This is a genomic window from Streptomyces sp. MMG1533 (assembly GCF_001279775.1).
Lineage (GTDB): Bacteria > Actinomycetota > Actinomycetes > Streptomycetales > Streptomycetaceae > Streptomyces.
In genome coordinates this window covers 112,865-124,451 of sequence record NZ_LGDG01000245.1, presented here as the reverse complement: position 1 = coordinate 124,451, position 11,587 = coordinate 112,865, and the positions used below count along the sequence as shown (strand labels likewise).

Annotated in this window: 8 protein-coding genes and 1 pseudogene; 1 reads left to right on the top strand and 8 read right to left on the bottom strand. The window is 73.2% G+C overall.

Translation table 11 applies throughout. The features are described 5' to 3' along the window. The 5 genes and pseudogenes from ADK57_RS50185 to ADK57_RS33980 form a co-directional block, all read right to left on the bottom strand. Window positions 1-1,376: pseudogene (locus ADK57_RS50185) on the bottom strand (hypothetical protein); the annotation flags it as partial. Next, window positions 1,373-4,231, bottom strand: coding sequence for a DEAD/DEAH box helicase (locus ADK57_RS33995; protein ID WP_063786054.1), 2,859 nt, complete (start codon window positions 4,229-4,231; stop codon window positions 1,373-1,375). The gene ADK57_RS33995 and the pseudogene ADK57_RS50185, both read right to left, overlap by 4 nt. A gap of 99 nt (window positions 4,232-4,330) precedes the next feature. After that, a complete protein-coding gene (locus ADK57_RS33990; RefSeq protein ID WP_053753497.1) occupies window positions 4,331-4,903 on the bottom strand; it encodes a hypothetical protein in 573 nt (190 codons plus the stop codon). Beyond that, a complete protein-coding gene (locus tag ADK57_RS33985; RefSeq protein WP_053753496.1) occupies window positions 4,900-6,048 on the bottom strand; it encodes an ROK family glucokinase in 1,149 nt (382 codons plus the stop codon). The genes ADK57_RS33990 and ADK57_RS33985 overlap by 4 nt, the downstream gene beginning before the upstream one ends. A 241-nt stretch (window positions 6,049-6,289) precedes the next feature. Continuing rightward, the gene (locus ADK57_RS33980) at window positions 6,290-7,027 is read right to left on the bottom strand and encodes a GntR family transcriptional regulator (RefSeq protein ID WP_107091707.1); all 738 of its coding nucleotides are present in this window, start codon (window positions 7,025-7,027) and stop codon (window positions 6,290-6,292) included. Window positions 7,028-7,157: 130 nt separating this feature from the next. Between ADK57_RS33980 and ADK57_RS33975 the strand changes: the two genes are divergently transcribed. Further along, complete coding sequence (locus tag ADK57_RS33975; protein ID WP_053753494.1) at window positions 7,158-8,180, top strand: Gfo/Idh/MocA family oxidoreductase; 1,023 nt, start codon at window positions 7,158-7,160, stop codon at window positions 8,178-8,180. Between the two features lie 102 nt (window positions 8,181-8,282). On the opposite strand, the gene ADK57_RS33970 is transcribed toward ADK57_RS33975, so the two are convergent. The 3 genes from ADK57_RS33970 to ADK57_RS33960 form a co-directional block, all read right to left on the bottom strand. Next, window positions 8,283-9,467 carry a cytochrome P450 family protein gene (locus ADK57_RS33970; RefSeq protein WP_199830743.1) on the bottom strand — a complete coding sequence of 395 codons (1,185 nt, stop codon included), beginning with the start codon at window positions 9,465-9,467 and terminating at the stop codon, window positions 8,283-8,285. A 39-nt stretch (window positions 9,468-9,506) separates the two neighbouring features. Beyond that, window positions 9,507-10,187, bottom strand: a complete 681-nt coding sequence (locus ADK57_RS33965; RefSeq protein ID WP_053753493.1) for a response regulator transcription factor — start codon at window positions 10,185-10,187, stop codon at window positions 9,507-9,509. 89 nt (window positions 10,188-10,276) lie between these two features. Then, window positions 10,277-11,536 carry a histidine kinase gene (locus ADK57_RS33960; protein WP_053753492.1) on the bottom strand — a complete coding sequence of 420 codons (1,260 nt, stop codon included), beginning with the start codon at window positions 11,534-11,536 and terminating at the stop codon, window positions 10,277-10,279. Between the last annotated feature and the right edge of the window lie 51 nt (window positions 11,537-11,587).

Genomic DNA, 11,587 nt, shown 5'->3' with positions numbered 1-11,587 from the left:
GACGAGGGCCGGGTGGGCGTGGTCGTGCCGGTGTCGGTGTCGGTGTCGGTGTCGGTGTCGGTGTCGGTGCCGACGGTCGTTTCGTCGGGTGCGGGCGGGGCTACCGCGTCCGTCGGGCTCATGGGGGTGAGGGGCGACGGCGGTCCCGCGCTGTCGGCGTCGGTGCCGGTGCCGGTGGCTGACGGGTCGGCGTCAAGGTCTGGCCAAACCAGCCCTGGCTCGTCGAAGCCGCTGTTCGCCGATCCCTCGGCGCCGGTCCGCGTCCGTGCGGCCGAACTCCCCTGCGGCCTGTCGTCGTTGTCGCTCGGCTCCTCACCCGGCGCGGCCTCCTCCGTAGGCATTCGGAAGGCGTCGGCCAGCAACTCCCGTACGTCACGCGCCCGGAAGTCGGCAGCCCGGCCGGACCTGCCGCTTCGGGCCCGGGAGGCGGAGGCGGCAGGCGGAGCGGTCCGGCGCGATCGACGTGCGGCTGCGGTCTCCTTGGTCATCGTGTCCTCCCGAGCCTGCCGCGCGGCATCGCGAGCCGCACGCAGCGCCTCGCGCGCGACGTCCGCGGGACGCGCACCCTGACGGCCGGTGTCACCGCCGCGCGGGGCCGCCGGGGCGGGCTGTTGCCCGGGGGCGCCCGGCCGGTCGTCGTTGCGGCCTTCGCCCTCGTCTCGGCGCCCGGCATCGGGGAGTGCACCGGGACCGGAGCCGACACCGTCACCGTCACCGGGATCTGGACCGGGCCGTGGACCGGCCGAGGCTTCCCGCGTCGGCGCCTCGGAGGCACCGCCGGTGGCAGGGGTCGATCGACGCCGAGCGGGCGCCGCCGAGTTGCCACCGGGCTCGCCGCTGTTCCCCGCCTCGAGCGCAGAGCCATCGTCGGAGGTGTCGGTGTCCTCGACATCCTCGGCGTGCTCGGTGTCCTCGGACATACCGCGCCTGGCGGCAAGCGCCCGCCTCAGCGCCTCCCGCGCCACATCGCCCGGCCGGGCCTGGGAGACGCCGGCTTTCCCTGCCGCTGCGTCCGCTTCGTCCGCTGCATCCCCGGGCACCGCAGATCCGCCGGGCGCCGCAGGCTTGGCGGCCACTGCGGGCTCTCCGGGGTCCGTCACCGTCTCGGGCGCCCCTGCGTCGGCGGGTGCCACGGCCTTCTCCGGGGTCCCGGCTTCCACGGGCGCCGCGGCCTCCGCGGGAACCGCAACTTCTCCGGCCTTCTCGGACCCGCTGTCCCCCGCAGCGGCCTTCTCGAACCCGTCATCCCCCGCAGACCGCCCAACCCCCGAAGGCGCCCTCCGCTCCTCGGCACGCCCGCCCTCCCCGCGCCCCGCGGCCCGCTCCCGCGCCTCCTGGAGCGCGCGGCGTGCCTCGTCGGCGGGGCGGGGGGTCACTGGGGCCTCCGGAGGGAGACCAGGTCGGTGAGTTCGCGGTCGGTCAGTTCCGTGAGGGCGGACTCGCCGGAGCCGAGGATCGCGTCGGCGAGGGCTCGCTTGGACTCCAGCATCTCGGCGATGCGGTCCTCGACAGTGCCCTCGGTGATGAGGCGGTGGACCTGGACGGGCTGGGTCTGGCCGATGCGGTAGGCGCGGTCGGTGGCCTGTTCCTCGACGGCCGGGTTCCACCAGCGGTCGAAGTGGACGACATGGCCCGCGCGGGTGAGGTTCAGGCCGGTGCCGGCCGCCTTCAACGACAGCACCAGGACCGGGGTCTCCCCATCCTGGAAGCGGTCCACCATGCGTTCGCGTTCCGGCACCGGTGTGCCGCCGTGCAGGAGGTCCACCGGGACCGCGCGGGCGGTCAGGTGGGAGGTGATCAGGCGGGCCATGCCGACGTACTGCGTGAAGACGAGCGCCGAGCCGTCCTCGGCGAGCAGCGTGTCGAGGAGTTCGTCGAGGAGGGCCATCTTGCCGGAGCGGGCGGCGAGTCGGTCGGTGGCCGTGGGCGGGACGTCCTCCTTCAGGTAGAGCGCGGGGTGGTCGCAGATCTGTTTCAGCGCGCCCAGCAGCTTCAGCACCAGGCCCCGGCGGCCGATGCCCTCCGCGGTCTCGATGGCCAGCATGGACTCGCGCACCACCGCCTCGTACAGCGCGGCCTGTTCGCGGGTGAGCGGGACCGGGTGGTCCGTCTCCGTCTTGGGCGGCAACTCGGGGACGATGCCGGGGTCGGACTTCTTGCGGCGCAGGAGGAAGGGGCGGACGAGGCGGGCCAGGCGGGCGACCGCTTCGTCGTCCTCGCCGTTCTCCACCGCGCGCGCGTGGCGGGCGCGGAAGGACTTCAGGGGGCCGAGAAGTCCGGGGGTCGTCCAGTCCAGCAGTGCCCAGAGCTCCGACAGGTTGTTCTCCACCGGTGTGCCGGTGAGGGCCACGCGCGCGGGGGACGGGATCGTGCGCAGGGCCTTGGCCGTCGCCGAGTAGGGGTTCTTGACGTGCTGGGCCTCGTCGGCGACGACCATGCCCCACCGCTGCTCGGCCAGTCGTGGTGCCGCCGATCGCATGGTGCCGTACGTCGTGAGGACGAAGCCGCCGTCGAGGTCGTCCAGGGTGCGGTCCGGGCCGTGGAAGCGGCGGACGGGGACGCCGGGCGCGAACCGGGTGATCTCCCGCTGCCAGTTGCCCAGCAGGGAGGCCGGGCAGACCACCAGCGTGGGTTCGGTGCGGGCTCGGCGCAGGTGCAGGGCGATGAGGGTGATCGTCTTGCCGAGTCCCATGTCGTCGGCGAGGCAGCCGCCGAGGCCGAGGGAGGTCATGAGGTCCAGCCAGGCCAGGCCGCGGAGTTGGTAGTCGCGCAGGGTGGCGTGCAGGGCGGGCGGCGGCTCGGCGGGCAGTACGCCGGCCGTCAGGCGGTCGCGCAGGGTGGCCAGGGCGCCGGCCGGGACCGCCTCGACCGTCTCGCCGTCCACCTCCGCGCTGCCGGTGAGGGCGACGGACAGCGCGTCGACCGGGTCCAGCAGGCCCAGTTCGCGCTTGCGGGCCTTGCGGACGAGGGCGGGGTCGACCAGTACCCACTGGTCCCGCAGTCGCACGACGGGGCGGTGGGCCTCGGCGAGCGCGTCCATCTCGCCCTCGCTCAGGGGGTCGCCGCCGAGCGCCAACTGCCAGCGGAACTGGAGGAGTTCCTCGCTCTCGAAGAAGCCGGTGCCGTCGGTCGCCGAGCCGGGCGCGGGCCGGACCACCGCGGCCGCGGTCAGGTCCTGCGCCAGGTCCCGGGGCCAGTGCACGGCCACCCCGGCGGCCGCGAGCCGGGTCGCGGCCACGCCGAGCAGGTCACCCAACTCCTCCTCGGACAGCGCCAGTACATCGGGCACGTCCTGCTCGGAGAGGCGGTCGAGGGGTGGCCACACGCGGGCCGCGCGGCGCACCGCGAGGGCCGCGTCCACGCGTGCGCGGGGGCCCAAGGCGGCGTCCGCGTCGCCCGCCCACAGGGCCGCCGCGTCGGCCACGAGGGTGGGGTCGGCGAGGCTGTGCACCTGGACGATCGCCGCGCCCGCGCTGCGCATCCCGTCGCCGCTGTCGTCGAACAGGTTGTACGCCGACAGGTCCAGGCGGAGCGAGATCCGCACGCCCGCGTCCATGCCGGCGGCGACCTCGGCGGCCCAGTCGGCGGCGCCGGGCAGCCGCTGGGGCTCGCGCGCGGCGAAGGGCTTGCCGGAGGCGTACGGAGCGGCCGGGGTGCGGGGCAGGGTGTCCGCGACCGCGTCCAGGAAGGCGCGCATCAGCGCTTCCGGCTCGGGCAGCCGGATCACGCCCGGGCCGGGCAGCGGGACCGCGTGGCCTTCGTGCGGCAGGGCGGCCGCGACCGCGCGCAGGTGGGCGATGTCGTCCGGGTCGAGGGGGCCGGCCCGCCAGGCGTCGTGGCCGGTGGCCGTCAGGCCGGGAAGCAGCCGGCCGCGGGCTGTGAGCCGCAGGGCGTGCAGCGTGATGGCGCCCCAGCAGACGGTGGCGGGGTGGGCGGCGGGGTCGCGGCGGGCGCGGACGAGCAGCGGCAGGGCCTCGCCGAGGGGGAGCGACAGCGCGGGGGCGGTTCTGCGGCGTACTCCGGCGCCATGTCGTCGTACGACGGTGAGCTCGGTGTCGGCGGCGGGCAGCCGGCCGTCTTCCGGGTCCCAGAAGGCGATCCGGCCCTCGCGCGGGAGGGGCGCGGGCAGGAACACGGCCGCGAGCCGGACGGGGACGGACTGCGTCGCCCGCTCGTCCGACGAGACTGCCCGGCCCACGCTGCCGTACGCCGTCGCCGCCATGTCGCTCATACGTCCTGTCACCTCCCGCCCGTGTGTCGGATCAGTCGTCTTCGACTCTACGGGCGGGGTCTGACAATCGGTCCCGGCGACCGGCCGGGGCCCGTCGTTCTAGGGAACCGTGCGCGAGACGACGTAGACCATGGGGTTCGCCGGGTCGGACATGTTGACGACTATGTCGTGGGTGGGGGCCGGGTTCTTCTGCGTGTGGACCAGGCCCGACCAGGGGCCCGGGCCCTTGAAGGACCAGCCGGTGATGCTCCGGTCACGTGCGCTGATGGTGATCTCGCCCTTTTCGAGGTCCTCCCGGTTGACGCCCACGCCGGTCAGGAAGGCGTCGAGGCCGGCGTTGCTGGTCCGGAACTGGACGTAGAGGCGGCTGGTCTTCCAGTTGTTGGTCTCGTAGTAGGCGATGCGGTCCGCCGGGTGCGGGACCGGCACCTGGTAGAGGCGGCGCTGGACCTTGGACGGCCAGCCCTCGCTGAGACCGGTGGCCGAGTACTTCGCCTCCTTGTCCTTGCCGCTGTTGCGGCTCTGGTTGGCGGAGATCACGAGGTAGCCGGCCGGGACGCCGATGAGCAGCACGATGATGAGCAGCGTGAGCGCCCTGCGGCGGTTCCGGTGGCGGCGGTCCTCGGGCGGCCGGGACTCGGCCGCGGCCGAGCGCGGCAGCGCCGCCGTCACGCCGTGTCCTGGGACGAACGGCGGGCCTCCGTGTACCGCTCGTAGCGCTCGTAGCGCTCCACGCGGCGGCGCTTGGCACGGCGGAAGCGGCGGGCGACCAGGCGGGCGAGGTCGGCGGCGCCGACCATGCCGGCCTCGGGGCCGAGCTGGGCGCGGACGATCCGGGCCTCGGGGCGGTAGCCGCGGCCGGTGAGCTGCCGCTTGAACGCGTCCCGCGCGGGGCCGATCAGGAGGTCGTCGGCGGCCGATACGCCGCCGCCGATGACGAAGCAGGACGGGTCGAGGGCGGCGGCCAGGTTGGCGATGCCTACGCCGAGCCACTGCCCTATGTCCTGGAGCAGCTCGATGCACATCGCGTCGCCGTCGCGGGCCAGCTCGGTGATCATCGGGCCGGTGATGTCGCCGATGTTGCCCTTGACGTGCTCGATGATCCCGTACGCGACCGGCGAATCGGCCGCTGCCAGTTCGCGGGCCTCCCTGACCAGTGCGTTGCCGGAGCTGTACTGCTCCCAGCAGCCGCGGTTGCCGCACGGGCAGCGGTGGCCGCCGGGCACGACCTGCATATGGCCGAATTCGCCGGCGACGCCGTACTTGCCACGCTTGACCTGGCCGTCCTCGAGGATCGCACCGCCGATGCCGGTGCCGAGCGTGATCATGACGAGGTGGTCCTCGCCGCGGCCTGCACCGAAGCGCCACTCCGCCCAGGCGGCGGTGTTGGCGTCGTTGTCGACGAGGACCGGGACGGAGAGCCTGCTGGAGATGCGGTCCCTGAGGGGCTCGTTGCGCCAGGACAGGTGGGGCGCGAACAGGACGCGGTTGCGGTCGGCGTCGACCCAGCCGGCCGCTCCGATGCCGACCGCGTGCACGTCGTGGCGGTCGGACAGGTCCAGGACCAGTTCGACGATCGTGTCCTCCACGACCTTCGGGCTCTTGGACTTGTCCGGAGTCTCCGTGCGGAGCTTCTCCAGGATGTTGCCATCGGCGTCGACGACGCCCGCCATCACCTTTGTGCCGCCGATGTCGATGCCGACGGTGGGCACGCGGGGTGCGGTCAGGTGCGAGCGGCGCTCCCTTGTGCCGACCGTGCGGAGCGCTGGCGCGCGGCGGGAGCCGATGGGGGCGCTGAAGTTGCCGTAGGTGCTCATCGCCGCCGATTCTGCCTCACCGTCGGGGTGGATGCTGTACGGGGGAGCAATGCGGCGGCTCCTGTGATCTGCCGGGTGCGGGCGAGTCGGGGCCGGTCCCGCCCCGCGGCGGAGCCGCATCTCGAGTGTGCCTCGTCGTCGTTGAACGTCCGATATTGAACACAGGGGTCGCACAGACGGTGACCGAGGAGCGTGCCGCGGTCGCATTGTCCTGACAATGCGACCGACCGGCACGCGAGCTTCAGGGGCGTACGAGCAACTGGAACTCGAATGAGTAGCGGGTCGGCCGGTAGGTGTGACTGCCGAACTCGACCGCGCGACCGGTGTCGTCGAAGGTCGTGCGCTGCATGGTGAGCAGCGGGGCGCCCTCCTCCTCGGCGAGCCGCTCCGCCTCGGCGGCGGTGGCAGCGCGGGCGCCGATGGACTGACGGGCGCTGTGCAGCGTGATCCCGGCGGCGCGCATCATGCGGTACAGGCCGGTGACCTCCAGCTGCTCGGTGTCCAGGCCGAGCAGGCCGGGCGGCAGGTGGTTGCAGAGGTACGCCATCGGCTCACCGTGCGCGAGGCGCAGCCGTTCCACCCGGTGCACGTCGCTGTCCTCGGCCACACCGAGAGCGGCCGCGATCTCGGCGGTCGCCGGGACGAGGGTGTTGACCAGAACCTTCGTCGCCGGGCGCTGCCCGGCCGCCTCCAGGTCGTCGTAGAGACTGCTGAGCTCAAGGGGGCGCTTGACCTGGCTGTGCACGACCTGCGTGCCGACGCCGCGCCGACGCACCAGCAGGCCCTTGTCGACGAGCGACTGGATGGCCTGGCGGACGGTGGGCCGGGACAGGCCGAGCCGGGCGGCGAGCTCGATCTCGTTGCCCAGCAGGCTGCCGGGAGTGAGCGCGCCGTGCTCGATGGCGGCCTCCAACTGCTGGGACAGCTGGAAGTACAACGGCACCGGGCTGCTCCGGTCCACACTGAGCTCGAGCGTCACGGTCGGGTCCACTCCTGGTTTCGGCACGGGGCCGAGCGTAGCTCCGTGGATGGTTGACGGGAAGTTGTGTAGTTCGATTGTCCGGACATACGCATTGACATCGTGCCGGGTCGGCACGCAGTTTGGTCCCATGCGCATCGGAGTCATCGGTACGGGTCGCATCGGCACCATCCATGCGAACACCCTCAGCCGACACCGGGAGGTCGGTTCCCTGATCCTCACGGACGTGGACCCCGCGCGGGCCCAGGATCTCGCGCACCGGCTGGGTGAGACGGCGGCGCCCGGAGTGGACGAGATCTTCAAGTGGGGCGTGGACGCCGTGGTGATCACCACGGCGACGTCGGCGCACGCCGAACTGATCGGTCGGGCAGCACGCTCGGGGCTTCCCGTGTTCTGCGAGAAGCCGATCGCGCTCGACCTGGCGGGCACCTTACAAGCGATCGGCGAGGTCGAGGCAGCCGGAACCATCCTTCAGATGGGGTTCCAGCGCCGTTTCGACGCGGGCTACACGGGCGCGCGGGAGGCGGTGCGCTCGGGGCGACTCGGGCGGCTGCACACCGTGCGGGCGCTGACGTCCGACCAGGCGCCTCCGCCGGCCGCGTATCTGCCGCAGTCCGGCGGGCTCTACCGGGACACCCTGATCCACGACTTCGACGTCCTGCGCTGGGTGACGGGGCGCGAGGTCGTCGACGTGTACGCGGCCGGGTCCGACGCGGGCCCCGCGATGTTCCGCGAGGCGGGCGACGTCGACACGGGCGCGGCGCTGCTCACCCTGGACGACGGCACGCTCGCCACGGCGACGGCGACGCGGCTGCACGGAGCGGGGTACGACGTGCGCATGGAGCTCGCCGGGGAGCTGGACCAGATCGTGGTCGGCCTGGACGACCGTACGCCGATCGCGTCGACCGAGCCGACGGGGCCGCCGGCCGCGGACAAACCGTGGGCGGGGTTTCTGGAGCGGTTCGGTCCTGCGTACGAGGCGGAGCTGTGCGCGTTCGTCGAGGTCGTACGGGGTGAGGGGACCAACCCGTGCGACGGGCGCGAGGCGTTGCAGGCATTGCGGATCGCCGAGGCGTGTGAGGTGTCCCGGCGTGAGCGGCGAGGTGTGTGGCTGGCGGAGGTTGCCGGCGGGGCCGACGCTGCGGTGATGTGAGGCGGCACTGCCCCTTCGCCCCCCGCCAGAGGGCTCCTCCGGGGCCCTCCACGGGCTCCTAGAGGGCTCCTCCAGAAGGCTCCTCCAAAGGGCCCCGCCCTCTTACCAACGCACCGGCAACCTGCGCAGCCCCCGCATCAGCATCCCCGACAGCCAGTCTCCGGGGGCGCCGTCGAGAGTGAGGGCCGGGGTGCGGTCGAGCAGGGTGCGAATCGCGATGCGTGCTTCGAGGCGGGCCAGGGGGGCGCCGAGGCAGTAGTGGATGCCGTGGCCGAACGCGAGGTGGCCGCGGGTGTCGCGGCGGATGTCGAAGCGGTCGGGGGCCGGGTAACGGGACCCGTCGCGGTCGGCGGCCGTGAGGCCGATCATCACCTCGTCGCCCTGTGCGACAGGGATGCCGGCGATCTCCAGGGGCTCGGCGGCGAACCGGAAGGTCGCGTTCTCCACCGGGCCCTCGTAGCGCAGCGCCTCCTCGACCGTGCCGTCGATGAGGCTCATGTCGGCGCGCAGGGCGGCCAGTTGGTCGGGATGGGTGAGCAGGGCGTGGACACCGGTGGTGATCAGGTTGACCGTCGTCTCGTGGCCCGCGATCAGCAGGATGAAGGCCATGCCGCCCAGTTCCGGCGGGGACAGCCGGTCGCCGTCCTCGGCGGTGGTGCGGATCAGGTCGCCGAGCAGGTCGTCGCCCGGTCCGGAGCACCGCTTGTCCTCGATCAGCTCGGTGAGGTACTCGGCGAGCCGCACGAAGGCGGCGTGCTCGCTGTCCGCACTGGTCGGTGCGACCGCCTCCGTCGACAGCTTCCGGAACTCCGCGCGGTCCAGCTCGGGTACGCCGAGGAGCTCGCAGATCACGGTGATCGCCAGCGGGTAGGAGAGCGAGTCGACCAGGTCGGCGCGGCCGAGCGGCAGCATCGCGTCGAGCAGCTCGTCGGTGATCTGCTGGATCCTGGGTCGCAGTTGCTCCACCCGGCGCATGGTGAAGGCGCGCGAGACGAGCCCGCGCAGCCGGGTGTGCTCGGGCGGGTCGGAGATCAGCAGATACCGGCCGATCTGCTCCTCGTCCAGGAACCTCATTCCGATCTTGCTGCCGTCCTTGGCGAGGCGAGGGTCGGCGAGCGCCGCGCGCGCCTCCTCGTATCCCACGACGAGCCAGGTCTCGTGGTGGGAGTCGGGCGAGGGCAGCCGGACCCTGTGCACCGGGCCGCGCTCGCGCAACTGCGCGTACACGGGGTGCGGGTCGATGCGGAACGCGTCGCCGTACGCCGCGAGTTCGATCACTTCTGCCATGGCATTCCCCCTCGCACCGACAACGCGTCGGGCAGCACGCTAGTGCCCACCTTCGGCAGGTTCCTCAAGCAGTCCCGCGTCGTACGCCAACAGCGCTATCTGCACCCGGTTGTTGAGGTCGAGTTTGGCGAGGATGCGGGAGACGTGGGTCTTGACCGTGGCGACGCTCATGAAGAGCGTCGCGGCGATCTCGGCGTTGGACAGGCCACGCCCGACGGCGACGCCGACCTCGCGTTCACGGTCGTTGAGGGCGGTGATCCGGGCACGCGCGCGCGTGCGGCGCGTGTCGGCGGCGGTCCCGGCCGCGTGCTGCATCAACTGGCGGGTCACGGTGGGCGACAGCACCGGGTCACCGGCCGCGACCCGGCGCACCGCGTCGAGGATCTCGGCGGGCGGGGTGTCCTTGAGGACGAATCCGGCGGCGCCGGCGCGCAGGGCCGACAGCACCTGCTCGTCCGCGTGGAAGGTGGTCAGGACCACGACCTGCGGGGCCTCGGCCCGGCCGCGCAGCCGCTCGGTGGCGGTCAGTCCGTCCACCGACGGCATCCGGATGTCCATGAGGACGACGTCCGGGCCGGTGCGGTCGACGAGCTCCTCGACCTCGCCGCCGTCGGCCGCCTCGCCGACGATCTCGATGTCGTCGGCGCCGCCCATCATCAAGGACAGTCCGGCCCGGACCAGCGGGTCGTCGTCGACGAGGAGCAGTCTGATCGCAGTCATGGTCCCTACGTAATCACGGTTGCACGGCCTGCGAATCACCGTTGGGCCGGGCGAGTCGGGGGACGCGGCCGCACCGCCCGCCGTGGCGGTCACCTCCACGGCAACCACGCCCGCACACCGAACCCCCCGTCCTCCTCCGGCCCGTGTTCCAGACGGCCCCCGGCCAGGTTCGCGCGTTCGGCCAGTCCGATCAGGCCCTGGCCGGAGCCGGGGACGTGGGGTACCTCGCCGTCAGGCGGCGAATTGCGGACGGACATGGTCAGGCCCTCCCCCGGGACGCCGCCGACGGACACCGTGACCTCCGCACCGGGCGCGTGCTTGCGGGCGTTGGTGAGGCCCTCCTGGGCGATGCGGTAGGCGGTACGGCCGACCGAGGCCGGGACCGTCTCGGGGGCGGTGACACGACTGTCGAGGGTGACCTTCATGCCGGCTTCGCGGGACTCGGCGACCAGCGTGTCCAGGGCGGCGAGCGTCGGCTGGGGGCGGCCCGCGTCGTCGGAGTCGCCCGCCCGCAGGACGCCGATGATCTCCCGCAGGTCCTGCAATGCCTCGTGCGCGCTCTCCCGGATGACGCCGGCCGCCCGGGCGACCTCCTCGCGGGGCGCGTCCGGCCGGAACTCCAGGGCGCCCGCGTGCACGCTCAGCAGCGTGAGCCGGTGCGCGAGCACGTCGTGCATCTCCCGGGCGATGGCCTCGCGCGCCAGCCGCTGCGCCTGCTCGGCGCGCAGCCGCGCCTCCGTCTCGGCGCGCCGGGCGCGGTCGCGCAGGCTCAGCATGAGCTGCCGCTTGGACCGTACGAGCAGGCCCCAGCCGACCACGGCGGCGGTCAGCAGCACGAAGACGGCGACCGCGACGGCGTACGGAAGCTCGGGGTCGGGGCGCGTCCAGAAGTAGAACGGGATCAGCGCGATGGTGATGCCGCCCACCCAGGCCACGTACCGGAAGGGGCGGTGCACGGCGAGCGTGAACAGGGCGATCATGCAGGCGCCGCCCGCGGTGTCCGAGACCAACCCGACAGGGATCGTCGCCACGGCCAGCCCGACCGGCCACCGGCGGCGCAGCCACACCGCGGCGCAGGCGAGCGCGCCGAGCCACTGGTCGACGACGGCGAGGGAGTGCGGAACGTGCGGGTTGGCGGTCACGGCGTCGGCGCCGACCAGGCCGACGAGGACGGCGAGCAGGAAGCAGGAGAAGTCGACGATCCAGTCGTGCGCGGTGCGCCGGGGGCGGCGGCCGGGCCGCCCCGCGTCGGGGGTGAACTCGTGGATCACCGCGGACGGCAACAGCCGGCGCCGCCCGGGGAAGGCGGGCGATTCGGGCACCGTCGCGTCGTCGCTCACGGTCGACAAATCTACGCAGCGCAGGCTCCCGTCGTCCCTCCGCGCACCGGATCGTCGACC